Origin of the sequence: Saccharopolyspora soli (assembly GCF_022678645.1) — a bacterium.
GTDB classification, from domain to species: domain Bacteria; phylum Actinomycetota; class Actinomycetes; order Mycobacteriales; family Pseudonocardiaceae; genus Saccharopolyspora; species Saccharopolyspora soli.
Genome location: NZ_JALBWV010000015.1, coordinates 17,766 through 42,785, shown reverse-complemented (window position 1 = coordinate 42,785; position 25,020 = coordinate 17,766). Strand labels below are relative to the sequence as shown.

19 protein-coding genes are annotated in these 25,020 nt (G+C 69.0%); 12 read left to right on the top strand and 7 right to left on the bottom strand.

Features of this window, described 5'->3' with window-relative positions; translation table 11 throughout:
- Positions 1-21 precede the first annotated feature (21 nt).
- Positions 22-885: an NAD(P)-dependent oxidoreductase gene (locus MOQ72_RS13685; protein WP_242183768.1), complete on the top strand. Its 864-nt coding sequence runs from the start codon at positions 22-24 to the stop codon at positions 883-885.
- 49 nt (positions 886-934) lie between these two features.
- Here MOQ72_RS13685 and MOQ72_RS13680 read toward each other — a convergent pair whose 3' ends face one another.
- From MOQ72_RS13680 to MOQ72_RS13670, 3 genes are read right to left on the bottom strand one after another with little or no spacing between them, the layout of a single operon-like run.
- The gene (locus MOQ72_RS13680) at positions 935-1,834 is read right to left on the bottom strand and encodes a glycine betaine ABC transporter substrate-binding protein (protein ID WP_242183767.1); all 900 of its coding nucleotides are present in this window, start codon (positions 1,832-1,834) and stop codon (positions 935-937) included.
- Between the two features lie 37 nt (positions 1,835-1,871).
- Positions 1,872-2,777, bottom strand: a complete 906-nt coding sequence (locus MOQ72_RS13675) for an ABC transporter permease (protein ID WP_242183766.1) — start codon at positions 2,775-2,777, stop codon at positions 1,872-1,874.
- Positions 2,770-3,984 carry a quaternary amine ABC transporter ATP-binding protein gene (locus MOQ72_RS13670; RefSeq protein WP_372495357.1) on the bottom strand — a complete coding sequence of 405 codons (1,215 nt, stop codon included), beginning with the start codon at positions 3,982-3,984 and terminating at the stop codon, positions 2,770-2,772. The genes MOQ72_RS13675 and MOQ72_RS13670 overlap by 8 nt, the downstream gene beginning before the upstream one ends.
- Before the next feature lie 542 nt (positions 3,985-4,526).
- Between MOQ72_RS13670 and mshC the strand changes: the two genes are divergently transcribed.
- The gene (gene mshC, locus MOQ72_RS13665) at positions 4,527-5,762 is read left to right on the top strand and encodes a cysteine--1-D-myo-inosityl 2-amino-2-deoxy-alpha-D-glucopyranoside ligase (RefSeq protein ID WP_242183765.1); all 1,236 of its coding nucleotides are present in this window, start codon (positions 4,527-4,529) and stop codon (positions 5,760-5,762) included.
- 180 nt (positions 5,763-5,942) lie between these two features.
- Complete coding sequence (locus MOQ72_RS13660; RefSeq protein ID WP_242183764.1) at positions 5,943-7,748, top strand: C69 family dipeptidase; 1,806 nt, start codon at positions 5,943-5,945, stop codon at positions 7,746-7,748.
- Positions 7,749-7,822: 74 nt separating this feature from the next.
- Here MOQ72_RS13660 and MOQ72_RS13655 read toward each other — a convergent pair whose 3' ends face one another.
- Together MOQ72_RS13655 and MOQ72_RS13650 are read right to left on the bottom strand one after the other, a co-directional pair.
- Positions 7,823-8,932 (bottom strand): chitinase, encoded by a 1,110-nt coding sequence (locus MOQ72_RS13655; RefSeq protein WP_242183763.1) that lies wholly within the window; start codon positions 8,930-8,932, stop codon positions 7,823-7,825.
- Positions 8,933-9,034: 102 nt separating this feature from the next.
- Positions 9,035-9,940, bottom strand: coding sequence for a PAC2 family protein (locus MOQ72_RS13650; protein ID WP_242183762.1), 906 nt, complete (start codon positions 9,938-9,940; stop codon positions 9,035-9,037).
- Positions 9,941-10,255: 315 nt separating this feature from the next.
- Here MOQ72_RS13650 and MOQ72_RS13645 point away from each other — a divergent pair, with 315 nt between their 5' ends.
- From MOQ72_RS13645 to MOQ72_RS13615, 7 genes are all read left to right on the top strand, one after another.
- On the top strand, positions 10,256-12,679 hold the full coding sequence (locus MOQ72_RS13645) for a lysylphosphatidylglycerol synthase domain-containing protein (RefSeq protein WP_242183760.1): 2,424 nt from the start codon (positions 10,256-10,258) through the stop codon (positions 12,677-12,679).
- 108 nt (positions 12,680-12,787) lie between these two features.
- A complete protein-coding gene (gene metH / locus MOQ72_RS13640) occupies positions 12,788-16,330 on the top strand; it encodes a methionine synthase (RefSeq protein WP_242183758.1) in 3,543 nt (1,180 codons plus the stop codon).
- 117 nt (positions 16,331-16,447) lie between these two features.
- On the top strand, positions 16,448-17,143 hold the full coding sequence (locus tag MOQ72_RS13635) for an HAD family hydrolase (protein ID WP_242183756.1): 696 nt from the start codon (positions 16,448-16,450) through the stop codon (positions 17,141-17,143).
- Positions 17,143-18,117, top strand: coding sequence for a homoserine dehydrogenase (locus MOQ72_RS13630; RefSeq protein ID WP_242183754.1), 975 nt, complete (start codon positions 17,143-17,145; stop codon positions 18,115-18,117). The genes MOQ72_RS13635 and MOQ72_RS13630 overlap by 1 nt, the downstream gene beginning before the upstream one ends.
- Positions 18,118-18,206: 89 nt before the next feature.
- Positions 18,207-18,470, top strand: coding sequence for a phosphoribosyl-ATP diphosphatase (locus tag MOQ72_RS13625; protein WP_242183752.1), 264 nt, complete (start codon positions 18,207-18,209; stop codon positions 18,468-18,470).
- Positions 18,471-18,748: 278 nt separating this feature from the next.
- Complete coding sequence (gene hisG / locus MOQ72_RS13620) at positions 18,749-19,597, top strand: ATP phosphoribosyltransferase (protein WP_242183750.1); 849 nt, start codon at positions 18,749-18,751, stop codon at positions 19,595-19,597.
- A 428-nt stretch (positions 19,598-20,025) separates the two neighbouring features.
- The gene (locus tag MOQ72_RS13615) at positions 20,026-20,871 is read left to right on the top strand and encodes a VOC family protein (protein ID WP_242183748.1); all 846 of its coding nucleotides are present in this window, start codon (positions 20,026-20,028) and stop codon (positions 20,869-20,871) included.
- Between the two features lie 231 nt (positions 20,872-21,102).
- On the opposite strand, the gene MOQ72_RS13610 is transcribed toward MOQ72_RS13615, so the two are convergent.
- Positions 21,103-21,993, bottom strand: a complete 891-nt coding sequence (locus MOQ72_RS13610) for a RecB family exonuclease (RefSeq protein ID WP_242183746.1) — start codon at positions 21,991-21,993, stop codon at positions 21,103-21,105.
- Between the two features lie 88 nt (positions 21,994-22,081).
- Between MOQ72_RS13610 and MOQ72_RS13605 the strand changes: the two genes are divergently transcribed.
- Positions 22,082-23,221 carry a site-2 protease family protein gene (locus MOQ72_RS13605; protein WP_242183745.1) on the top strand — a complete coding sequence of 380 codons (1,140 nt, stop codon included), beginning with the start codon at positions 22,082-22,084 and terminating at the stop codon, positions 23,219-23,221.
- Positions 23,222-23,315: 94 nt separating this feature from the next.
- Entirely contained in the window at positions 23,316-24,185 is an 870-nt protein-coding gene (locus tag MOQ72_RS13600) for a tRNA (adenine-N1)-methyltransferase (protein WP_372495355.1), read from the top strand.
- A 53-nt stretch (positions 24,186-24,238) separates the two neighbouring features.
- On the opposite strand, the gene MOQ72_RS13595 is transcribed toward MOQ72_RS13600, so the two are convergent.
- Entirely contained in the window at positions 24,239-25,000 is a 762-nt protein-coding gene (locus MOQ72_RS13595) for a DUF2076 domain-containing protein (RefSeq protein ID WP_242183743.1), read from the bottom strand.
- Positions 25,001-25,020: the final 20 nt, after the last annotated feature.

Genomic DNA, 25,020 nt, shown 5'->3' with positions numbered 1-25,020 from the left:
AATCCCTTGGAGGACAACGCAATGAATCAACCAGTCACCCTGATCGGCCTCGGTCCGATGGGGCAGGCCATGGTCGACGCCCTGCTGACCGGCGGCCACCCGGTGACCGTGTGGAACCGGACCGCCAGCCGCGCCGACGGCGTGGTCGCCCGCGGCGCGGTCCGGGCCGCCACCCCGGCGGAGGCGGTGCGGGCCAGCGAACTGGTCATCCTCAGCCTCACCGACTACCAGGCCATGCACGACATCCTGGGCCCGGTCGAAGACCTCAGCGGCCGGGTAATCGTCAACCTCAGCTCCGACACCCCGGAGCAGACCCGCGAAGCGGCGAAGTGGGCGGCCCAGCGCGGCGCCGAGTTCATCACCGGCGGCGTCATGGTCCCGGCTCCGCTGGTCGGCCAGGAATCCGCCTACGTCTTCTACAGCGGACCGCGGGAGACCTTCGAAGCGCACGCGAAAACCCTGCGGCTCATCGGGAAGCCGAACTACGTCGGCGCGGATCCGGGCATGGCGCAGCTGTACTACCAGGCGCAGCTCGACATCTTCCTGACCAGTCTGTCCGCGTTCCTGCACGCGACCGCGCTGGTCGGCTCGGCGGGCGTGTCCGCGCAGGAGTTCCTGCCCTGGGCCGTGGACAACTTCAACATGATCGCGCACTACCTGCCGCAGGCGGCGCAGCAGATCGACAACGACGAGCACCCCGGTGACCTGAGCACCGCGACCATGATGGGTGCGACGGCGGCGCACATCCTGGCGGCCAGCCAGACCGCGGGCATCGACGTCGAACTGCCGCGCGCGATCAAGGCGCACTACGACCGGGCCATCGCCGCGGGCAGGGGCGCGGACAACTGGACCCGGCTGATCGACGGCATCCGCGAACCCCGATGACGCGAGCGGCCGGTGGGCAGCACCCACCGGCCGCTGGCGGCTCGTCAGCTCACGGCGTGAAGAACGTGTTCACCACGGCCGGATTCTGCGCCGCCCACTGCCTGGCGGCGTCGTCCTCCTTGCCCTTCCCGGCATTGTTGATCGCGTTCTCCAGCGAAGCGAGCTGCTGGTCGTCCAGCTTGAACTTCTTGACCATGTCGGTGACCTCGGGGAAGTCCTGGCTGAAGCCCTTGCGCCCGATCGCGTGGATTTGCTCGGGCTGGCCCATCGCGCCCTGCGGGTCCTGCAAGTCCTTGATCGGGTACCGCGCGTAGGCCCAGTGCGGGTGCCACAGCGTGACCACGATCGGCTTCTGCTCGTCGGTCGCCTTCTGCAGCGCGGCCAGCATGGCGGTGGTCGACGAGGTCTGCAGGGTGTACTCACCGTTGAGACCGTAGGCCGGGATCACGTTGTCCTTCACGATGCGGGTCTCCCCGGCGCCCGGGTCGATACCGGTGATCACCCCGCCGAACTGGACCGCCTTGCCCTTGAGGTCGGCGATGCTGTTGACGTCGGTCATGTACTTCGGCACCGCGAGGTTCAACGTCGCCTGGTCGTACCAGACCGTCAGGTCCTCCAGTTGCGGCCCGTACTGCCGCCAGTAGTCGGAGTGGGTCGCTGGCAGCCAACCGTCCAGGAACAGGTCGACGTTGCCCTGCGAGAGCCCGGCGTACATCGGGCCAGCTTCCAACTCCTGGGTGTTGACGTGGTAGCCCTTCTGCTCCAGCAACACCTTGTAGAGGTGGGTGACCGCGATGTCCTCGTCCCAGGCGATGAACCCGATGTTGATCGTCTTCTGCTCCTGCCCGGTCTGGGCCTCGCGACCGCCGCACCCGGCTGCCACCAGCACCAGCGCGGCCAGCGCGGCGAGGAGAGCGAAGAGTCTGCGTGATCTTCTTCCGGTCAACATTCCTGTCCTGCCTTTCCGTGGTGATCGCTCAATCGGCTCATTGGATCCCCATTGGGGCAGCCCTGCGCGCCGCTCGCGCCACCGGCGCGCGATCGGACAGCACGGCGGTGATGCGGTCCAGGTAAACCGCGAGGATCACCACCGAAAGTCCGGCTTCGAAACCCAGGTCCAGTTGGACGCGGGTAACCGCCTGGTAGATCTCGGAGCCCAGTCCGGTGGCGCCGACCATGCCCGCGATGACCACCATCGACAGCGAGAGCATGATCACCTGGTTGATGCCCGCCATGATCGACGGCATCGCCAGCGGGAGCTGGATCCCGGTGAGGATCTGGCGGTTGGGTGCGCCGAACGCCTCACCGGCCTCGACGACCTCGGCGTCGACCTGCCGGATGCCCAGTTCGGTGAGCCGGACCCCCGGCGGCAACGCGAAGATCACCGTGGCGACCACGCCCGGCACCACTCCGATGTTGAAGAAGAAGATCACCGGGATCAGGTAGACGAACGCGGGCATGGTCTGCATCAGGTCCATCACCGGGTGCACGACCATGCTGACCCGCGCGTTGCGCGCCGCGAGGATCCCCACCGGAATCCCGATGGCCACCGCGATGACGGCCGCGATCAGCACCAGCGACAGGGTCTGCATCGCCGCTTCGAATTCCTGCATGCTCGCGACCAGACTGAATCCGATCAGGCTGAACAACGCGAACCGCCAACTGCGCAGCCACAGCGCCAGCGCGGTGAACAACAGCACCATGACCAGATCGGGAAGCCAGGTGAGCGCGTAGCTCAGCCCGCTGACCGCCGAGTTCAGCACCAGGTAGATGAAGTCGAAAACCGGGCCGATGTTGTTGTTCAGCCAGTCCACCAGGGCCGCGAACCACGTCCCTACCGGCAATCTGGGCAGTTCGAACTGGGCGGCCAGGTAGAGGGTGCCACTAGCCATCGGATGCCTCCTCGATCTCGGCGGCCGACGCTGGCTCCTGGCTCAACGCCTGGAACAGCGCGGTGGGTGTGACCACGCCGAGCAATCGGTGCTGCTTGTCGACCACGGGCAACGGGGCCGAGCGGACGCTCATCCGGTTCAAGAGCTCCTTCATCGGCGTGTTGTCGGTCACCGGATCCGCGACCGGGGTCAGCGCCGAGGCGACGTCGCCGCGGCCGTCCCGGCGAGCCAGTTCGGCGGCGGTGGAACTCAGTTCGCCGAGCAGGCGCCGGTTGCCGTTGGTGACGAACAGCAGGTCGGCGTGCTGCCGGTGCATCAGGGCGAGCGCCTCGTCCGGGCTGGCCCCGGCCACCAGCGGGGTGGCCTGCGGTTCGGCGATCGATGCCGCGGTGAGCACCCGGCTGCGGTCGACGTCCTGGACGAACTTGGCGACGTAGTCGTCGGCCGGTTCGTTGAGGATCTGCTCGGCGGTGCCGATCTGCACGATGCGCCCGGCCCGCATCATCGCGATGCGGTCACCCAGCCGCATCGCCTCGTTGAGGTCGTGGGTGATGAAGATGATCGTCTTGCCCAGCTTGGCGTTCAGGTTGAGCAGCTGGTCCTGCATCTCGCGTTTGATCAGCGGGTCCAGCGCGCTGAACGCCTCGTCCATCAGCAGGACGTCGGTCTGCGCGGCCAGCGCGCGGGCGAGGCCGACGCGTTGCCGCATGCCGCCGGAGAGTTGCTGCGGGTAGCGCTCCTCCCAGCCCTCCAGGCCCACCATGCTCAGCGCCTCGCGGGCCCGTTCGGTTATCTCGGACTTGCTGGCGCCCTTGATGCGCAGTCCGTACCCGGCGTTGTCCAGCACGGAGCGGTGCGGGAACAGCGCGAAGTGCTGGAACACCATGCTCATCCGCTGCTGGCGCATCGTGCGCAGCGCCTTGCCGGACATCGCGGTGACGTCCTCGTCGTCCACCAACACCCGGCCCGAGCTGGGCGTGAGCAGCCCGTTGAGCATGCGGATCAGGGTCGACTTGCCGGAGCCGGACAGGCCCATGACGACGAACGTCTCGCCCTCGGACACGGTGAACGACGCGTCCACGACCGCGGCGGTCGCACCGGCCGACCGGATCTCCTCCTGGTCGGCTCCCTCCTGCAGACGGCGGACCAGCTCACTCGGCTGTGGCCCGAAGATCTTGTAGAGCCGCTCCACACGTACCGATGTCACCGATCGCCTCCACCTGCTCTACCGGTGCCGGGTGGTTCACCCGGGTCGCCGGTGGCTGTGCGAATAATCGGATCTCGCCGATCGAATCGCCATGTTCCGTATTTTTGTTCGAGTCCTTTCACGAGGCCCTAGATCATACTTAGCGGTACGGCTGTGTCCAGCCATTCGGGTGAAGATCTGATTGCGATACCGGTGTCCGTTTTGGTTGTTCAGATCCTTTTGTGCAAGCCCATTGTGTGCCTGTGAGGTGCGGTTATCGCATTTTCTAACCAAAATGATCCCACTTCGCGACAGGCGTTGCGATGCGTTGGATGCAATGGATCACAAAGGGTCGTTCTGGGCTGTTTTGCCCGAAATTTCCAGGCGTTGAAATGATCTTGCCGGATCGGTTCGGTGAATTGCTGGCCGGAATTGATGCTTTTTCGACAAGATCTTTTTAGCAACTCGGCGGGCCGTGGAAGCGGCCAGGTGTCCCACCATGTGATACCGGCGATGGCCCGGACGGGGGAGCTCACCTGGCGGGCACGTTTAAGGTCGGATGCATGCAACCCTGGTCATCGGTTCCCGTGCCACAGGTGCCCGGCACGCCTGCGCCCCTGCACCTCTTCGACACCGCCGCCGGTGAGATCAGGCCCACCGAACCTGGGCCCGTCGCGCGGATGTACGTCTGCGGCATCACGCCGTACGACGCGACGCACCTCGGCCACGCCGCGACGTACCTGGCGTTCGACCTGGTCCACCGGGTTTGGTTGGACAACGGTCACCAGGTGCATTACGTGCAGAACGTCACCGACATCGACGACCCCCTGCTGGAGCGCGCCGAGCGCGACCACGAGGACTGGATCGTGCTCGCGATGCGCGAGACAGCGTTGTTCCGCGAGGACATGGAGGCCCTGCGGGTGGTGCCGCCGGTCGACTTCGTCGGCGCGGTCGAATCCATCCCGGAGATCGTCGAGGCGGTCGGCAAGCTGCTGTCCTCCGGCGCGGCCTACCGAGTCGACGACGAGTACCCGGACATCTACTTCCGGCACGGCTTCACCGGCAACTTCGGCTACGAGTCCAACTACGACGAGGCGACGATGATCGGGTTCTTCGCCGAACGCGGCGGCGACCCGGACCGGTCCGGCAAGGAGCACCCGCTGGACGCGCTGCTGTGGCGGATGGCGCGGGACGGCGAGCCGTCCTGGGAGTCCGAACTCGGCGCGGGGCGGCCGGGCTGGCACCTGGAGTGCTCGGTCATCGCGCTGAACCGGCTCGGGCTCGGCTTCGACGTGCAGGGCGGTGGCTCGGACCTGATCTTCCCGCACCACGAGTTCAGCGCCGCGCACGCCGAGTCGCTCACCGGCGAGTTCCCGTTCGCCAAGCACTACGTGCACGCCGGGATGATCGGGCTGGATGGCGAGAAGATGTCGAAGTCCAAGGGAAACCTGGTCTTCGTGTCCCGGTTGCGCGGTGACCGGGTGGACCCGATGGCCATCCGGCTGGCGCTGCTGGACGGCCACTACCGCACCGACCGGTCCTGGACGACGGATGCGCTGACCAGGGGCACCGCCCGGCTGGCGCGCTGGCGGGAGGCCGTCGCGCTGGAGGCCGCGCCAGCGGCGGAGGCGACGGTCGCGCGGTTGCGCGAGCGGCTGGCCGACGACCTGGACACCGAGCAGGCCTTGCGCGCGATCGACGCCTGGGTCGACGAGGCGCTGGTCAGCGGCGGCTCCGATCGAGATGCCCCGCAGCTGATTCGCACCGCCGTGGACGGCTTGTTGGGTGTCGAACTCTGAGGACCGTGCCGATCGCCCGCTCCCCACGGCGTCCGGACGGGTTCGGCAACCCCGCGGACTTCCAGGACTGGTTCCTCGACCTGGCCGGTGCCGCCGAATACCTCGATCGCGCGAGTTGAGAATATTCGCCCAATTGGTTTAAGAAGGACACGGTTGATCATCTCGACGGAGGAGGTCGTCGTGTCCCGGCTCCGATACCGCTTCGGCGCGCTCGGACTGGCGGTGGCGGTGTCGGTGCTCACCGCACCGGCCGCTGTCGCCAGCCCGCCTCCGCAGCATCCCCGGCCGATGCCGGACAAGAGCATCGCCTTCTACGTCGGCAAGAACCGCACCGAAAGCGGCGCGACGCTGCTCGGTGGCTTCGGACACGAGCCCTCCAGCCACTGGTTGGAGATCGTGCCCCGGCAGCGGCACGAGCCCGGTTCGACGATCACGGTGGGGGCTACCGAAGAGGCGGACCTGCCGGGCCGGTTGACCCAGATCCCGCAGGTGCCGGAGACCGCCAAGTACATCACCTCGAACTACTCGGAGTTCGCCGGATTCCCGGCACCGCTGACCAACGGCGGGCTCAACGAGCACCAGGTGGCGGCGCGCGACGTGTGGTCGGATTCGCGGCCCGAACTGGTCGCGATGACCCCACCTGGCCAGACCGGTCCGAACTACAGCGATCTGTCCCGGATCGCGATGGAACGCGCGCACACCGCGCGGGAAGCCGTGCAGATCCTCGGCGACCTGATCAACCAGTACGGCTACACCACCTACGGCGGCAATTCGCACCTGTTCGCCGATGCCAACGAGGGCTGGGTGTTCATCGAGTTCGCCGGAGGCAAGGGCTTGTGGGCCGCGCAGCGGCTCGGGCCGGACGACGTGCGGGTGTCCTACCCCGGCTACATCGGCGATTTTCCGTTGGACTACCAGCGGAATCCCGACTTCATGGGGTCGCCGAACCTGGTCGACTTCGCGATCGGGCAGGGCTGGTGGAATCCCGGCAGCGGCCAGCCGTTCAACATCCAGCAGGTCTACGGCACGCCATTTCCCGGCCACCCCGGCAAGTCCACCCCGGACGACGAGGCGCCCTGGCGGCATCCGCCGACGCTGGAGGCCGAGTTGCGGCAGCTCGGCAGGGTGTCGCTGGTCGACATGCAGCGGATGGTCCGCGACCCGCGCTGGTCCGACGACCGCTCCGGTTACGGGCAGGTCGCCGAGCTGAAGTCGAACCTGGCGCACCCGGAACTGGCGACGCTGTGGGTGGCCACCACCGGTGCGGTGACCGCGCCGTACATCCCGTTGCACATCGGCGCCGAAACCGTGCCGCCGGAGTACAGCCAGCACCGCTACCTGACCTCCGGGGCGGCGGCCAACTACCTGAACCCGGCATATGCGGCCCAGGAGGCGACCCGCTCGGCAACGTACGTGTCGAAGCGGTTGCTGTACTACACCTGCGACCGCCCGGAGGTGTTCCTCGGCGAGGTCACCAGGGCGTTGGAAGGCTTCGAGGCGCAGATGCTCAGCGAGATCGGCGATGTCGAGCAGCAGGCGGCCGACGCCTACCGCACCGGCGACGCCCAGCGGGCCCGAGCGTTGTTGACCGACTGGAGCAGCAAGTGGGCGATGGACGGCCTGGATCTCACCGAGTACCTGGTCGAAGACGTGGAGGCGCGCACCAAGGAGCAGTTCGGCATCCGCCCGCCCGGGGTCGAACCGCCGCCGGGGGTGACCGCCAAGGCCGAGAGCCTGGACATGTCGCTGCCGGAGGGCTCGATCTCGGCGCGTGACCGGCTCAACTGCGACCTCGGCAACGGCTGGGCGGAAGGGACCACAGTGGACCGAAAGGGCCAACTAGGCGACCCGAACGCGGTCCCCGACTACCGCGCACCCACCCGCACCGACGAACCCTTCCCCTGGCTACCGGTAACGCTCGCGGCCGCACTCGGCCTACTCCTCGGCGCCGCGGCAACGCTGTTCCTCCGCCGCCGCGCCACCTGACCCGATCCGGTCGATTGGAGCTGGGTGAGGGGCACCCGTGCCCCAGTTACTTGGTCACGGGTGCCCCTCACCCATCAGCTGATCGAGGACTGGTAGGCGTCGTGGCTTCGGGCGAACTCGTTGTTGTGGAAGGCGTCCCAGTTGATCGACCACGCCATCAGGCCGCGCAGCGCGGGGTAGGTGCCGTGCGGTTGGTACGGGCCGCAGTTGGTGCCCGCGCGCAGGCAGTCGAGCGCTTTGTGGACTTCCGGCACCGGGGTGAAGCCGTTGCCCGCCGGGTTGGCCGCGGGCAGGCCGATGGCTACCTGTTCCGGGCTCAGCGGGGCGAAGAAGTTGTCCGGGTTCTTCGCCAGCGGGAACCCGGTCAGCAGCATGTCGATCATCGCCACGTGGAAGTCGGCGGTGCCCATCGTGTGGTACTGGTCGTCCAGCCCCAGCACCGGACCCGAGTTGTAGTTCTGCACGTGCAACAGGTCCAGATCCGCCCGCAGCGCCTCGATCACCGGTAGGTAGGCGCCCGCGCGCGGGTCGGCGCCGGTACCGCCGCCGTAGTGCTCGTAGCCGACCTGGACGAAGAACGTCTCCGGCGCCATGGTCAGCACGAACGCCTCGCCGTAGCGGTCGGCCAACGCCCGGAGGGCGTCGATCAGGTTGACCACCACGGGGGTCGTCGGGTTCTTCAGGTCGGTGTCACCGGGCGCGAGTTCCAGCGAGTGGCCTTCGAAGTCGATGTCGATGCCGTCCAGGCCGTAGCGGTCGATGATCGCGGCGGCGGACTCGACGAACGCGTCCCGCGCGGCCGCGGTTTCCAACCGCACCTGCCCGTTCGCGCCGCCGACCGACAGCAGCACCTTCTTGCCTTCGGCCTGCTTCGCCCTGATCCCGGCGATGAACTCCGCTTCCGGCTCGACGTTCGGGCATTCCTGGGCGGGGCAGCGGTTGAACTCCAGCTGCCCGGAGGTCGGCGAGGTGGGTTCGGCGAAGGCCAGGTCGATGACGTCCCATTCGGCGGGCACATCGGCGATGCGCAGGTAGCCGGAGCCGTTGGCGAAGCTGGCGTGCAGGTACCCGACCAGGGCGTGGCTCGGGATGGCGGCGGATTGCGGTGCGGCTGATGCGGGGACGGCGGGCAGCAGCAGCCCGATCAGGACGGCGAGCGCGGTGCGCAAACGGGGGCGGGACATGCGGTGCTCCGATCCGGGGGAAACGATCTGGGCACCCCGGAAAGTGGACTAGACCACTGCTCGCGTCAAGCCCGCGTCCATTTGTCGCCACGCGCTCGCGGATCAGCCCGGTCCGGGGCCCAGCGGGCCCTTGCCACCGGGGCCGCGACGGCGCAGGTAGCGCTCGAACTCGGCAGCGATGGCGTCGCCGCTGGCCTCGGTCAACCTGACCTCCGCGTCCCCGCGCTCCTCCAGCGCCCGGACGTAGTTGCGGACGTCCTCGTCCTCCTCGGCCATCTCGCTGACGGTCTGCTCCCACTCCTCGGCCTGCTCGGGCAGGTTGCCCAGCGGGACCTCGACGTCGAGCGCGTCCTCCACCCGGTGCAGCAACGCCAGCGTCGCCTTCGGCGACGGCGGTTGCGACACGTAGTGCGGCACCGCCGCCCAGAACGAGATCGCCGGGATCCCGGCCTGCACGCAGGCGTCCTGGAAGATCCCGACGATGCCGGTCGGCCCCTCGTAGCGGGAGCGCTCCAGGCCGTAGCGGGCCGCCGAGTCGGCGTCGTAGGCGGCGCCGCTGACCGGCACCGGCCGGGTGTGCGGCGCGTCCGCGAGCAGCGCGCCCAACGTGACCACGGTGCGAGCGCCGAGCTGCTCGATCTGCTGGACGAGCTCAGCGCAGAACGCCCGCCAGCGCATGTTCGGCTCGATGCCGTGCACCAGGACCACGTCGTGGTCGCAGCCGGGCGGGCGGCAGACCGTCAGCCGCGTGGTGGGCCAGGTGACCTGGCGGGTGATGCCGTCGACCAGTTTGACCGTCGGGCGGGTGACCTGGAAGTCGTAGTACGGGTCCGGGTCGACCTCGCTCAACGGCGTCGCGTCCCAGATGAGCTGCAGGTGCTCGATCGCGGAGCTGGCGGCGTCACCCGCATCGTTCCAGCCTTCGAATGCGCTGACCACGATCGGATCGGTCAGCTGGGGGAGTTCGGCGCGCGATTGTTCGGTGGTGTGTGCGTCGCGATCGGTCACTGCGTCAGCCTACGACGCCGCGCCGACGCCAGCTCCCGACATCCCGCAGCTCGTCCCGGCTGGCCGGATGTGCCCTGGTCGGGTTGCCGGATGCCGGTCTGACGCGGGGTGCGTGGGCAAGATCCATCGCCCGGTCTTTGAAGCGGCGAAGCCGCTTGGCCCACCCGTGCGACTTGCCGCCGCGGGTTGTCCGGGGCCATCTCGCGAGGACAGCCCCGACGTGGTGTATTGGGCGTACATGATGTCGGGGATCCCAGAGCGAGACGGCCCCTGCGGTTCCGCCACCCGCCCCGCCCCGCGAATCAAGTGCAACGAATGCTCTTTCTCGGATCGCCGCGCTGGGCGGCGTGGGTCAGCGGGAGAGGAAGTCCGATCCGGGCAGTGGACAGCACCAGGTCATCGAGCGAGGAGATCGGGATCTCGCCGCGATCCCGGTTGCGGTTGTCGATTGGCCGACGCCCACGGGACTTCGCCCAGCTCGGCCTGGTCGGCGGGCTGCTGGTGCTCAGCGTGCTGCTGGTGCTGGTGCCAGCCAACCCGGTCGAGATCGCCATCTACCTGCAGCTCGACCGCATTCCGGCGATCTCGGACCCGCTCTGGGTGGCGCTGACCTGGCTCGGCTCGTGGGTCGGGATCGCGGGCGTCACCGCGGTGGCGTTGTACTTCGGTTGGATCCGGGTGGCGCTGCTGTGCGCGGTTTCGGGCGCGTTGACCTGGGGGTTGGCCCAGCTCATGCACCACTTGCTGGGCGCCCGTTCGGTGTTCGCGCCAATGCCGGGGCTGTTTCCCTTCCCCGCCGAGGAAGTGGCCATCACGGCGGTGCTGGTGGTGGTCGCCGCGCCGTACCTGGGCGGCTTGGCGCGGTACGCCGGGTGGGGGCTGACCGTGCTGGTCGGGGTGGCGGTGGTGCACCTCGGCGGTCATCTGCCGTTGGACGCGGTGGGTGGCGCGCTGCTGGGCTGGGGTGTCGGGACGCTGTCCCACGTCGTCTGGGGTGCGCCGGGCCGCAAGATCTCCGATCAGGTGATCTACGGCGAACTGGAGTTGGCGGGGCTGAAACCGACTTCGATCGTCGCGCTGCGGCAACGGCTGCTGGAACCGCGCGAGTTCGCGGTCCGCACCGAGGACGAGCGGACGTTGCGGGTCAAGGTGGTGCGGCGGTTGAGCCGCCGCGCTGGGCCCTGGTACAAGATCAAGCGGCTGCTCGCCCTGCTCGACGTCCAGGACGAGCCGCGGCTGTCCACCCCGCACCACGAGGTCGAGCACGAGGCGTACGTGACGCTGCTCGCCGAACGGGCCGGGGTGCGCACCCCGGAGGTCGTCCTGGCCTGCGACGTCAAGCACGCCCCGGCGCTGCTGGTGGTGTGCCAGGTGGCGGGGCGCAGGTTGCCGGAAATGCGACCCGACGAGATCGACGACGAGCTGCTGGCGGCGATCTGGGGCCAGCTCGCCGCCCTGGCCGGAGCCCGCATCGCCCACCACGACCTGCGCGCGAAGAACATCTTGGTCGACACCGAGAACCGGCCCTGGCTGCTCAGCTTCACGTTCAGCCACGCGGGCGCGGACGCCGCGCGCTGCGCCCAGGACCTGGCCGAGGCCCTGGTGTCGCTGGCCTCGGTGGTCGGCACTGATCGGGCAGTGTCCACCGCGATGCGCGCGCTGCCGAGCGAGCAACTGGCCGCGGCGCTGCGGAACTTGAACCCGCTGGCGCTGCCGAGGCGGATCCAGGCCCAAGCGGAGCGCAGGCGCTATCTGATGGCCGAGCTGCGCGAGACGCTCGCGGACGGCCTCGGCCGCCCGATTCCGGGGTTCCGCTCCCCGGTTCGCCCGATCACCGTGGTTGGCCTGCTGCTCATCGGTGCTGCGGTGTACCTGCTGCTGCCGGAGCTGTCCAGCATGGGCGATGTGCTAGCGGCGGTGCGGCAGGCCAATTGGGGTTGGCTGGTGGTGGCCGTGCTGACCGGGTTCGCGGCGATCCTGCTGTCGTCGATCTCCGTGCAGGGCTCCAGCCGGATCCCGCTGCCGTTCTGGCGCACCTTCGCGGTGCAGATGGCCGCCGCGTTCACCGGGCGCACCACGCCGGGCGGTGCCGGGTTCTTCGGCATCAACGTGGTCTACATGGAACGACTGGGGCTGCGTCGGCCGCTGGCGGTCGGGGTGACGTTGCTGAACCAGGCGGGCACCGGGGCGGTGGCGTTCGTCGTGGCCGTTGTCGGGGCGTTCGGCGCGGGAATGGCGGGGACGTTCGGCCACCTGTCCATCCCGACCGGCTGGCCGGTGCTCGCGGCCGTCGCAGCGGTGCTGGCGGTCGCCGGTGTTGTGGTCGGCTCGCCGTTCGGTCGCCGGAAGGTCGTCCGCCCGGCGCTGGAGGTCAGCCGCGAGTTGCTCGACACGCTGCGGCATCCGGTCCGCGCCGTCCAGCTCTTCGGCGGTGCGTTCGGCTACCTCGTGGTGTCGGGCCTGGGCTTGGCCGCGACCCTGGCCGCCTTCCACCCGGACTTCTCCTGGACGGCCGTGACGGTCGTGTTCATCGTCGGCAGCACGCTCGGCCACCTCGTGCCCTCGCCCGGCGGACTTGGCGCGGTGGAAGCCGCGCTGCTGGCCGGGCTCGGCGCGATGGGCGTGCCCGCGACGGCGGCGGTGACCGCGGTGCTGGTCTCCCGGCTGCTGACCTACTGGCTCCCGGTCCTCCCCGGCATCGCGGTGTTCCGCTACCTGCAACACCACGACGTCATCTAGAGGGTGCGCGGCTCGTTTTGCCCAATCCGCGCGCCCCTGTTAAGCGGTGGCGCGGTCGGCTACCACACTCTGGGAATCGGGTTGGTAACCGCTCGTACGCTGGGTGCTATGCCGCATTCCTCCTGGTCGCCCCTGCTGGAGGCGCTTCAGCGCCGGGTCCTGGTCGCCGACGGGGCGATGGGCACCATGCTGCAGGAGGTGCCGCTGAGCCTGGACGACTTCGCGGGGCTGGAGGGCTGCAACGAGATCCTCAACGCCACCCGGCCGGATGTGGTGCGCGGCGTGCACCGCGGCTACCTGACGGCGGGCGCGGACGCCATCGAAACCAACACCTTCGGCGCGAACCTGGCCAACCTCGGCGAGTACGGCATCGCCGACCGCATCCGCGAGCTCGCCGAGCGCGGCGCGCAGCTGGCCCGCAGCTGCGCCGACGAGTTCAGCACCGCCGAGCAGCCGCGGTTCGTGCTGGGTGCGATGGGGCCGGGCACCAAGCTGCCGACGCTGGGGCACGTGGGCTTCGAGGCGCTGCGCGACGCCTACGAGCAGCAGACCGTCGGCATGCTAGACGGCGGGGTCGACGCGGTGCTGGTGGAGACCTCCCAGGACCTGCTCCAGACCAAGGCGTCGGTGCTGGCCGCCAAGCGGGGCATGGCGCGAGCCGGGCGGCGGGTGCCGATCATCGCGCAGGTGACGGTCGAGACCACCGGCACGATGCTGCTGGGCACCGAAATCACGGCCGCGCTGACCGCGCTGGAGCCGCTGGGCATCGACCTGATCGGGATGAACTGCGCGACCGGCCCGGCGGAGATGAGCGAACACCTGCGGCAGTTGGCCAAGTACTCGCGCGTGCCGCTGTCGGTGATGCCGAACGCCGGGTTGCCCGAACTCGGCCCCAGCGGCGCGGTGTACCCGCTGACCCCGGAAGAACTGGCCGAAGCGCTCGCCGAGTTCGTCACGCACTTCGGCGCACGCCTGGTGGGCGGCTGTTGCGGTACGACCGCGGAGCACATCCGGCAGGTCGTCGCGGCGGTGCGCGACCTGACGCCGCCGCGGCGCGAGCCACGGCCCGAACCGGGCGTCAGCTCGTTGTACCAGGCGGTGCCGTTCGACCAGGACGCGTCGGTGCTGGTGATCGGCGAGCGCACCAATGCCAACGGTTCCAAGGCGTTCCGCGAGGCGATGTTGGCGGGCCGCCACGACGACTGCGTCGAGATCGCCAAGACCCAGACCCGCGAGGGCGCGCACCTGATCGACCTCTGCGTGGATTACGTGGGCCGGGACGGTGCCGCCGACATGGCCGAGCTGGCGTCCCGGCTGGCCACCGCATCGACGCTGCCGGTGATGCTGGACTCCACCGAACCACCGGTGCTGCGCGCTGGACTGGAACGGCTCGGCGGTCGGTGCGTGGTCAACTCGGTGAACTACGAGGACGGCGACGGCCCGGATTCCCGCTACCGGCGGGTCATGGAGCTGGTCCGCGAGCACGGCGCGGCGGTCGTGGTGATGTGCATCGACGAGGACGGACAGGCCCGCACCAAGGACTGGAAGCTGCGGGTCGCCAACCGGATGATCCACGACCTCACCACCAACTGGGGGCTGGTCGAATCCGACATCATCATCGACTGCCTGACCTTCCCGATCTCCACCGGTCAGGAGGAGGTGCGCCGGGACGGCATCGAAACCATCGAAGCGATCCGGGAGCTCAAGCGAACGCATCCGGAAGTCCGCACCACGCTTGGTGTTTCGAACGTCTCGTTCGGGTTGAACGCGGCGGCGCGGCAGGTGCTCAACTCGGTGTTCCTCAACGAGTGCCGACAGGCCGGGTTGGACACCGCGATCGTGCACGCCTCGAAGATCCTGCCGATGAACAAGATTCCTGACGAGCAGCGGCAGGTCGCGCTCGATCTGGTTCACGACCGGCGTCGTGCGGACTACGACCCGTTGCAGAAGTTGATGGAGCTCTTCGAGGGCCAGACCGCGAAATCCAGCCGGGCGTCGCGCGCCGAGGAACTGGCGGCGCTCCCCCTGTTCGAGCGCTTGGAGCGGCGGATCGTCGACGGCGAGCGCAACGGGTTGGAAGCCGACTTGGACGCGGCGATGACCGAGAAGCCGCCGCTGGAGATCATCAACGAGAACCTGTTGGCGGGCATGAAGGTCGTCGGCGAGCTGTTCGGTTCCGGGCAGATGCAGTTGCCGTTCGTGCTCCAGTCCGCCGAGGTGATGAAGGCAGCGGTCGCCCACCTGGAACCGCACCTGGAGAAGGACTCCGCAGACGGCAAGGGCACCCTGGTGCTGGCCACCGTCAAGGGCGATGTGCACGACATCGGCAAGAACCTGGTCGACATCATCGTGTCCAACAACGGCTACCAGGTGATCAACCTCGGCATCAAGCAGCCGATCGGCACGATCCTGGAAAACGCGCAGCAGCACGGTGCGGACGCGATCGGCATGTCCGGCCTGCTGGTCAAGTCGACGGTGATCATGAAGGAGAACCTGGCGGAGCTCAACGCCAGGGGAGTGGCCGACCGGTTCCCGGTGCTGCTGGGCGGTGCGGCCCTCACGCGGTCCTATGTGGAGAACGACCTCGACGCGCTCTACCAGGGCGAGGTGCGTTATGCGCGGGACGCCTTCGAGGGCCTGCGGCTGATGGATTCCATCATGGCCCGCAAGCGCGGCGGCGTGGTGGTCCCGGACCCGGCCGAGGAGGCGAAGAAGGCGGAACGCAAGGCGCGTCGGGAACGTTCGCTGCGCATCGCCGAGAAGCGCAAGGTGGCAGCGGAACCGGCCCCGGTGGGCCGGTCCGATGTGGCCACCGACGTGCCGCTGCCCGCACCGCCGTTCTGGGGTGCCCGCGCAGTGCGCGGCGTGCCGATCGGCGAGTACGCGGCGTACCTGGACGAGCGCGCCACCTTCTTCGGGCAGTGGGGGTTGCGCGGTGCGAAGCAGGGGCCGTCCTACCAGGACCTGGTGGAGTCCGAGGGGCGGCCGAGGCTGCGCTACTGGATGGATCAGCTTGCCACCGAAGGGATTCTGCAACACGCGGCGGTGGTCTACGGCTACTTCCCGTGCGTGTCCGAAGGCGACGATCTGGTGGTGCTGGACAAGGACGAAGTGGACGCGCCGGAGCGTTGCCGCTTCACGTTCCCCAGGCAGAACCGCGACCGACGGCTGTGCCTGGCGGACTTCTTCCGCTCGCGGGAGCACGCCGAGGCATCCGGTCAGCTGGACGTGCTGCCGCTGCAACTGGTGACGATGGGCCAGCCGATCGCCGACTACGCAGGCGAGTTGTTCGCCCGCAACGCCTACCGGGACTACCTGGAGGTGCACGGTCTCGGCGTGCAGCTCACCGAAGCACTGGCCGAGTACTGGCACCGCCGCGTCCGGCAGGAACTGCTGTTCGCACCGGGCGTTGCGGTCGCCGCGGAAGATCCGTCCACTGTGGAGGAGTTCTTCAAGCTCGGCTACCGGGGCGCCCGCTTCTCGCTGGGTTACGGCGCTTGCCCGGACCTGGCGGACCGGGCGAAGATCGTCGACCTGCTGCAGCCGGAGCGCATCGGCGTGGCGCTGTCCGAGGAGTTCCAGCTCCACCCCGAGCAATCCACCGACGCGATCGTCGCCCACCACCCCGAAGCCAAGTACTTCAACACTTGATCGGGTGAAGAGTGTTGGGCGAGGGATTGGACACGTTTGGTGGGGTATTCGCGGTTCGGGTGCTGTACTTGGGTGCGGCACTGGTTCAACCCCAACTGATACGGAGATCGCTGCCTGATGACCCGCGATGCTGGTCGGAACTCGGTCGGACCCGCCGCCGTGCTGTTCGACATGGATGGCACGCTCGTGGACTCCGAGAAGCTGTGGACCATCGCGCTGGACGACTACGCGGCGCATCGCGGGGGCGCGCTCACCGACGCCACCAGGGAAGCGATGGTCGGCTCCAACATGAACCGCAGCATGCGGATGTTGCTGACCGACATCGGCGTCGCCGACGGTGATGCGGAGGTCGACGCGGCGGCGGAGTGGGTCACCGTCCGGATGGTCGAGCTGTTCCACCGGGGCCTGCCGTGGCGGCCGGGCGCGCCGGAGGCGCTGCGCGAAGCCCGTGCCCTGGACATTCCCACCGCACTGGTGACCTCGACGATCCGTTCCCTGACCGATCTGGCGCTGGAGACCCTCGGCCGGGACTCGTTCGACGTGACGGTCTGCGGCGACGAGGTGGGCGGCAAGAACAAGCCCGACCCCGAGCCCTACCTGAAGGCCGCTCGGCTGCTCGACGTGGACCCGGCGGAATGCGTCGCCATCGAGGATTCGCCGACGGGGGTGGCCGCGGCCGAAGCCGCTGGCTGCGTGGTGATCGCCATCCCGTGCGAGGTCCCGTTGCAACCAGGCCCGAACCGGGTGCTGCGCGATTCGCTGGCGGACGTGGACTTCGCCGGGCTCGGAGAGCTGTTCCGCCAGGTCGCATGATGATCGACGTGCCGATCGTCCTGGTCGGGTACGGCCCGGTCGGGCAGGAGTACGTCGAACTCGTCCGGCAGCACCGCGCGCAGTGGCGTGATCGGTACGGCGTTGACCTGCGCATCGTCGCGGTGCGCGGCCGGAGCACCCAGACCGAGGTCGACGGGCTCGTGCCACCCCGCGAGCAGTGGGATCCGGCAGGCGATCTGACCGAACTGCTCGTGGGCACCGCAGCCCGCGTGCTGGCGCAGGCGGTGCCTTCCGACGGCGGCGATCAGCCCGGTCTGGACGCCCTGCGAGCTCTCCAGTTGGGCGCGCACGTCGTGACAGCGACCAAATCGCACCTGCTCACGCATTGGCGCCAGCTCGACGAGACCGCGCGGGAGGCTGGGCGGTCGGTGCGCATCTCCGGGGCGACCGGGGCTGCGATGCCCGCCGGTGACCTGGCCCGATCGGTGCTGCGCGGGTTCGACGTCCGCGACGTGCAGGGCTGCCTGAACGGCACCGCGACGTTCGTCCTCGACCAGCTCGCCGCTGGGCAGGGCATCGCCGCGGCCGTCGCCGAGGCGCAGCGGCGCGGCATCGCCGAAGCCGACCCCACCGCGGACCTCTCCGGCCAGGACGCCGCCACCAAGTTGCGGCTGGTCACCGGGCTGCTGTGGGACTGGGACGTGACCGGTGCCACGGTCGAGGCCGAGCCGATCCGCGAACCGCTGCCGCCGACCGAGCCCGGACATCGGCTCCGGCAGGTCGCCAGCGCCCGCCGCGACGAGCCCGGCCTGGTGCGCGTCGAGCTGCGGGCCGAGCCGGTGGCGAGCCCGCTGGGAGCGCTGGTCGGCCCGGAGAAGGCGGTGCGATACGACTGCGGTGACGCTGGTGCGGTCACCGTGTCCGGCGGACGATCGAGCCCGCGGGGTGCCGCGCTGGCGATGGTCAAGGACACGCTGGGTGCGGCGCTGGAAGCGACGACCGGATTTCGGTGACGTGGATTCGCGGTGACGTGCCGTGATGCAGCCCGCAACGAACCGATCCGCCGTCAACCTCGGCGAGGCGAGATGCAAGGATCGTGCGTGTGAAGACCTTCGACGAGCTGTTCGCCGAACTGCAGGAACGAGCCCGCACCCGCCCAGCGGACTCGGCGACGGTGGCCGCGCTCGATGCCGGGGTGCATGCCCAGGGCAAGAAGGTCCTCGAAGAAGCTGGCGAGGTGTGGATCGCGGCCGAGCACGAATCCGACGACCAGCTCGCCGAGGAGATCTCGCAGCTGCTGTACCGGCTGCAGGTCATCATGCTGGGGCGGGGACTGTCCCTTGAGGACGTCTACCGCCACCTGTGAACCCTCTTACGAGAGCGCACGGATCGGAGTAGGGATGTGCGCAAGTGGGCGTGTCGTCAGGCAAGCGGCGAAGCCGCTTCCTGCCACCTCCACGACTTGCACGGCCGCGGGTTCTCAGACTGTGCCCACTGGCGTTCTCTGGGAGGACCTGCCTCGACGTGGTGTATTGGACATACATGATGTCGGGGATCCCGGACCGAGAGGGCGTCTGAGGTTCCGCTACCCGCACCGCTATCCAAGACGACCCGTGTAATACAAAAAGAAGGAGATCGAGTCCCATGTTGCGTGTGGCTGTGCCCAACAAGGGCACGCTGGCCGGTCCCGCATCCGAGATGCTCGCGGAAGCCGGGTACCGGCAGCGCCATGAGCAGCGGGACCTGACGGTGCTCGACACCACCAACGACGTCGAGTTCTTCTTCCTGCGCCCCAAGGACATCGCGATCTACGTCGGCTCCGGCGAGCTCGACCTGGGGCTCACCGGCCGCGACTTGGCCCTGGACTCCGGCGCCCCGGTGGAGGAGCGGCTCGGGCTGGGCTTCGGCAACTCCACCTTCCGCTACGCCGCACCCGCCGGTCCGCACGAGTGGACCGTCGCCGACCTGCAGGGCAAGCGGATCGCCACCTCCTACCCGAAGCTGGTCGCCGACGATCTGGCCCGGCACGGCGTGACCGCCGAGGTCATCCGACTCGACGGCGCGGTGGAGATCTCCATCCAGCTCGGTGTCGCCGACGCCATCGCGGACGTGGTCGGCTCCGGCCGCACCCTGCGCCAGCACGGCCTGGTCGCCTTCGGCGACCCGATCTGCGAATCCGAGGCGGTGGTGATCCAACGGCGCGGTTCGGACGCGGAGTCGGCCAAGAACCAGCTCGTCGCCCGGCTGCAGGGGGTGGTGTTCGCGCAGCAGTACGTGATGCTGGACTACAACTGCCCGCGCGAGCTGCTGGACGACGCCACGAAGATGACCCCCGGCCTGGAGTCGCCGACGATGTCGCCGCTGGCCGACGAACGGTGGGTGGCGGTGCGCGCGATGGTCTCCCGCAAGGAAGCGCCAGCGATCATGGACCGCCTGGTCACGGTGGGGGCCAAGGCCATCCTGTCCTCGGACATCCGCGCCTGCCGCCTCTAAGCCTGTCTTCCAAGCTTGTTTTGCGTTGCGGTGTGGGTAGCGGAACCTCAGACGCCGTCTCGCTGTGGGATCCCCGACATCACCGCGAGACGACGTCTGAGAACCCGCGGCGGTGCCAGTTGCGTAGGTGGGCTAAGCGGCTCGCCGCTTCAAAAAAGGACCAAAGACGGGCTCCAAGGGCTACCAAGCCCGTTTTGGCGCAGGCGTTGGGCTGTTCGGGCGAATGTGATGTTCACGCCGCTCGCATCGCGCGAGGCTGGACGTGGCGTTCTCGTTCGGTCTTCCGACGAACGCCGCAATCTTCGTGATGTTGTCCGAAACGTCGGGTTGCTCCATCGGAATGTGACCAGACTGGCCCACCGAGCCGCGCCCACTGCGGATAATGGGGTGCCTGGACGATCTTGAAACGAGCCGGTGGGGGTGAGGAAATGGCCGTCGTGGTACCGGGAACGACCCCGCCGCGGTGGGAGCTCTACGCGGGGATGCCCTGCTGGATAGAGCTGATCAGCACGGATCTGGAACGGGCTTGCGAGTTCTACGCGGGGCTTTTCGACTGGGAGTACGAGACACATCGCGACCCGGTCTCCGGAGAGCACGTGATCGCGTTGCGCGAGGGATTCCCGGTGGCGAGCCTGCGTGCCGCCTCCGGCGACCAGTCAGGTTGGCGGCTCTACCTCGCGACATCGGACTGCGCGGCGTCCATCGCGCAGGCCGAGTCGCTCGGCGCCGCGCTGACCGTGCCGCGCAACCACGTGCCGCGGGTGGGCGCCAAGGCCGTGCTGATGGGTCCGGCCGACGCCGAGTTCGGACTGCTGGAACCCGAGGAGTCCTGGCAGTTCGACGTCGGGTTGCCGGGCACCCTGATGTGGGCCGAGCTGGTCACCATCAAGGCGCAGACCGCGGACCACTTCTTCCAGGAGCTGTTCGGCTACACCGCCGAGCAGTTCGGCACCGAACACCGCTCGGACTACTCGGTCTGGTACCTCGGCGACGAGTCGGTGTTCGCGCGGGTCAGCATGATCCGCGAGTTCATCAGCGAGAACACCCACCCGCACTGGCTGCTGTACCTGGGTGTGGACGCGGCGATCGGCACCGACGACCTGGTGCACAACGCGATCGCCCTCGGCGGCCGGGTCCGGGTGGATCCGTACGACTCAAGCATCGGCCGAGTCGCGGTGCTGCGGGACCCCACCGGAGGCCGCTTCGCGGTCATCGACCCGACCCAAGCCGGTGACTTCGGCACAGCCGCCAACTACGACCCCTACGAGGATTGAATCTGTTTCCAAGCTCGTTTTGCTCCGCGGTGCGGGTGGCGGAACCTCAGAAGCCTTCTCGGTCCGGGATCCCCGACATCATATATGTCCAATACACCACGTCGAGGCTGTCCTCCCGAGAAGACTTCTGAGAACCCGCGGCGGTGCCAGCGCCGTAGGTGGGCTGAGCGGCTGGCGCCGCTTCAAAAACAAGAACCACGACAGGCCCCGAACCCCGCCCGGGGTTCCCGGTCAGTCGGTGCGGTCGAGGACTGACTCCGGGCCCGGGTCGGGTTCCGGCCAGCCCGGATAGGGCGGGGGCGTCCCGCCGAAGGCCGGGCACAGCGCCTTGTGGTCGCAGTAGTCGCACAGGCGGCTGGGGTTCGGGCGGAAGTCGCCGGTCTTCCCGGCCCGCAGGATGGCCTGCCAGATCGCTTCCAGGGTGCGCTCGAAGCGGCGCAGTTCGGTCTCGTCCGGCGTGTAGGCCAACGACTGCTTGCTGGCCAGGTACATCAGCAGCAGCTGGCGCGGGATCTCGCCGCGGGTGCGCCACAGCACCAGCGCGTAGAACTTCATCTGGAACATCGCCTTGGCCTCGCCGATCTCCCGAGGCGCGGCGCCGGTCTTGTAGTCGACCAGCCGGATCTCGCCGGTCGGCGCCACGTCGACCCGGTCGATGAACCCGCGCAGCAGCACCCCGGAAGCCAGCTCGGTCTCCACCCGCAGCTCGCATGCCTCCGGCTCCAGCCGCCGCGGATCCTCCAGCTCGAAGTAGGCGTCCAGCAGCGTGTTCGCCGATTCCAGCCAGCCCGCCAGCTCGGGGTCGTCGGGCCCGTCGAACAGCTCGCCGAGCTCGGGCTGCTGCGCGAGCAGGTCCTGCCACGCGGGGTTCAGCAGCGCCCGCGCCTGGGCTGGATCGCGCTCGCCCGTCGGCAGTCCGAACAGCCGCTCCAGCACCGAGTGCACCACCGTGCCGCGCACCTGCGCCTTGGTCGGTGTCTCCGGCAGCCGGTCCACGGCGCGGAACCGGTACAGCAGCGGGCACTGCTTGAAGTCGCTCGCGCGGGACGGGGACAGCGCGGGGCGCCTGGTCCCGCTGTTCCGGAGTGTCCCGCCTGCTGCTGCTCGCGCCGGTTCCGTCATGCCCCGAAACCCTAATCGAGCTGTCCGACACGCGATCATCCATGTGCGGATCACAACTGCCTCACAAGTGGGGGACTACCCTTCGCGCATGCCGCCGACCGCGACGCCGCCTGCCCGGCCCAAGCTCAACGACGGCGGCCTGCTGCTGTGCCGCGTCGCCGGGGTGCCGGTGCTGCTGTCCCCGTCGTGGTGGGTGGGAGCGGCGCTGATCGTGCTGCTCTACACGCCGCTGGTGGGTCGCATCTTGCCGAGCGCGGGCATCTGGGAGAGCGCGGTCCTGGCGGCCGTGTTCACCGTGCTGCTGGCGGCTTCGGTGCTGCTGCACGAGCTCGGGCACTGCATCGTCGCGCTGCGGTTGGGCCTGCCGGTGCGCCGTGTCCGGCTGTTCCTGCTCGGCGGGCTCTCCGAGATTTCCCGAACACCGCCGAAACCCACCCAGGAAGGGCTGATCGCCGCCGCCGGACCGGCGGTCTCGCTGGTGCTCGCGGTGGTCACCGGGATCGGCTGGCTGGCGCTGGTGCCCGGCGGCGCGATCTGGCTGCTGGTCGCGCAGACCTGCGTGGCGAACCTCGCGGTGGCGGTGTTCAACCTGCTGCCGGGACTGCCGCTGGACGGCGGCCGGATGCTGCGCGCGCTGACCTGGCGGCTCACCGGGAAGCGCGGCGCAGGCACCACGGCCGGTGTGATCGGCGCGGGCGTCGTCGCAGCGGCCCTGATCGCCTGGGCTCTCATCGGCCTGCTGAACAACGCCCAGGACCAGTGGCTGCGGCTGGGCGTGTGCGTGCTGATGGCCTGGTTCGTGGTGGCCGGTGCGAGCGCGGAGCACGCCGCTGAGCAGCGCAGACGCTGGCCGACCGGGCTGAAGCTGCAAGACCTGGTGCGGCCGGTCCTGCAACTCCCGGCGGAAAGTCCGGTGGGCGACGCACTGCTGGCCGCGGCGGGTCGGGGTGTGGTGCTGGTGCGCGCCGACGGCATCGCGGTGGGGCTGCTCGACCAGACCGCCGCGGAGCGGCTGGCCACCCACGCGCCGAACGAACCGGCCGAACGAGCCGCCGAACCGGTCGACCCGGACACCATCCTGCTCGACAGCGAGCCGCCGGACGCGATCCTGGAACGGGTGCAGTCGGTGCTGGCCTGGCAGTTCCTGGTGGTGGACCAGGAGGGGAGGCCGAGCGGCGTGCTGCGCCGCGAGGACCTGCGCGGCGCCCTCCGCTCCAGCCGCGAGTGAGGCGCTGGAACAGGCGCTCAGGTGAGTTCGGCGACGGGGTTGCGGCCCGCCGCCGCGCAAGCCGCCCCGTCCGCCATCCGGGCCTTCTGCGACGATGGTCGGTCGTACCAGCGGAGAAGGTAGGCAGCACTTGAGCAGCACCGTCAGCGGTGAGTTCCAGCCCGGCGACCGGGTCCAGTTGACCGACCCCAAGGGGCGGAAGTACACGGTCGTCCTGGAGCGGGGAGGGGAGTACCACACGCATCGCGGTGCGCTGGCGCACGACGACCTGATCGGCCAGCCGGAGGGGTCGTTGGTGAGTTCGTCGGGCGGCACGTCGTTCCTGGCGCTGCGTCCGCTGCTGGCCGACTACGTGCTGTCCATGCCGCGCGGCGCCCAGGTGATCTACCCCAAGGACGCGGCGCAAATCCTGATGTGGGGTGACATCCGACCTGGCGCCCGAGTGCTGGAGGCGGGTGCCGGATCGGGTGCGTTGAGCTGCTCGCTGCTGCGCGCCGTCGGTCCCGGAGGCAGCGTCACGTCGTTCGAGGTGCGCGAGGACCACGCGGAGCACGCCGAGCGCAACGTGCAGCGCTTCTTCGGCGGGAAGCCGGACAACTGGACGCTGCGCCTGGGTGACGTGCGGGAGTACGACGGCGACCCGGTCGACCGGGTCGTGCTGGACATGCTGGCGCCGTGGGAAGTGCTGGAAACGATCCACGACAAGCTGCGTCCGGGCGGTGTGCTGGTGGTGTACGTGGCCACCACGACCCAGCTGTCCCGAATCACGGAAGCGATCCGAGAACAGCAGAACTGGACGGAACCCCAAGCTTGGGAAACGCTGCTGCGCCCGTGGCACGTGGTGGGCATGGCGGTCCGCCCAGAACACCGAATGGTGGCCCACACGGCCTTCCTCCTGACCACCCGCCGCCTGGCGGAAGGCGTAACCCCACCCCGCCCCCAACGCCGCCCCAGCAAGGGCTGAAAGCTGAAACAGCCCGCCCCGATCACTGGGGCGGGCCGTTCTGGTGGTCTAGATCAGGCGAAGCCGTCGCAGAACTTCCAATCGCCGTTCTCGACGATCATCTTGAACTCTTCGTCGAGCGGCTGGGATTCGTTGAGCTGCTGGCCCATGATCTCACCGGTCATGGTCAATTCGCCGGAGATCTTGGCCGTGGCCGTTTCGTCGCCGTTGTCCTTGACCTCCCCCAACTTGACGTTGAACTTGACCCCTTCGAGGAGCTTCTGAATGTCGGCCTCGGTCAAGCCGATTTCCTTGAGCTCTTCCAGGTTGCCCTTGCCCTGCAGTTGGTCGAGCGACTCCTGCAGCTTCGCCTTCTCCTTCTCGCAGCTCAGCGTGGCGAGCCCGGCGAAGTCCTTGGAGTTCATCTTGTCCACCAAGTCCTGCGCGGTGTTGCGGGGGTCGCCGGGGCCGCCGGTGAAGACCACGATCAGGGCGATCACCACGCCGATCACGACCAGGCCGCCCACACCGCCGAGGATCCACGGCAGCGGGGACTTCTTCTTCGGCGGCTCCGCGCCGAAGCCCGGCTGGCCGTAGCCGCCGCCCTGCGGCGGGTACGGCGGCTGCTGGCCGTAGCCCTGCTGCGGCTGCGGGCCGCTCTGCGGGTATCCGCCGCCGGGCTGGGGGTAGCCCTGCTGGCCGTAGCCCGGCTGGGGCTGGCCGCCGCTGGGTGGGTAGGCGCCGCCTGGCTGCTGCGGGCCGCTGGGCGGGTAATGCCCGCCCGGCTGCTGCCCCCAGCCGCCCTGGCCGGGCGGCTGTTGCGGTGGGTAAGTCACTGGTCCTCCCCCTAGATGGG

Bases quoted from the DNA above. Each gene is read 5' to 3' on its own strand.
- MOQ72_RS13685 (WP_242183768.1), top strand. From the start codon at position 22: ATGAATCAACCAGTCACCCTGATCGGCCTCGGTCCGATGGGGCAGGCC.
- MOQ72_RS13680 (WP_242183767.1), bottom strand. From the start codon at position 1,834: ATGTTGACCGGAAGAAGATCACGCAGACTCTTCGCTCTCCTCGCCGCG.
- MOQ72_RS13675 (WP_242183766.1), bottom strand. From the start codon at position 2,777: ATGGCTAGTGGCACCCTCTACCTGGCCGCCCAGTTCGAACTGCCCAGA.
- mshC (WP_242183765.1), top strand. From the start codon at position 4,527: ATGCAACCCTGGTCATCGGTTCCCGTGCCACAGGTGCCCGGCACGCCT.
- MOQ72_RS13655 (WP_242183763.1), bottom strand. From the start codon at position 8,932: ATGTCCCGCCCCCGTTTGCGCACCGCGCTCGCCGTCCTGATCGGGCTG.
- MOQ72_RS13645 (WP_242183760.1), top strand. From the start codon at position 10,256: ATGCTCTTTCTCGGATCGCCGCGCTGGGCGGCGTGGGTCAGCGGGAGA.
- metH (WP_242183758.1), top strand. From the start codon at position 12,788: ATGCCGCATTCCTCCTGGTCGCCCCTGCTGGAGGCGCTTCAGCGCCGG.
- MOQ72_RS13635 (WP_242183756.1), top strand. From the start codon at position 16,448: ATGACCCGCGATGCTGGTCGGAACTCGGTCGGACCCGCCGCCGTGCTG.
- MOQ72_RS13630 (WP_242183754.1), top strand. From the start codon at position 17,143: ATGATCGACGTGCCGATCGTCCTGGTCGGGTACGGCCCGGTCGGGCAG.
- hisG (WP_242183750.1), top strand. From the start codon at position 18,749: ATGTTGCGTGTGGCTGTGCCCAACAAGGGCACGCTGGCCGGTCCCGCA.
- MOQ72_RS13615 (WP_242183748.1), top strand. From the start codon at position 20,026: ATGGCCGTCGTGGTACCGGGAACGACCCCGCCGCGGTGGGAGCTCTAC.
- MOQ72_RS13610 (WP_242183746.1), bottom strand. From the start codon at position 21,993: ATGACGGAACCGGCGCGAGCAGCAGCAGGCGGGACACTCCGGAACAGC.
- MOQ72_RS13605 (WP_242183745.1), top strand. From the start codon at position 22,082: ATGCCGCCGACCGCGACGCCGCCTGCCCGGCCCAAGCTCAACGACGGC.
- MOQ72_RS13600 (WP_372495355.1), top strand. From the start codon at position 23,316: ATGGTCGGTCGTACCAGCGGAGAAGGTAGGCAGCACTTGAGCAGCACC.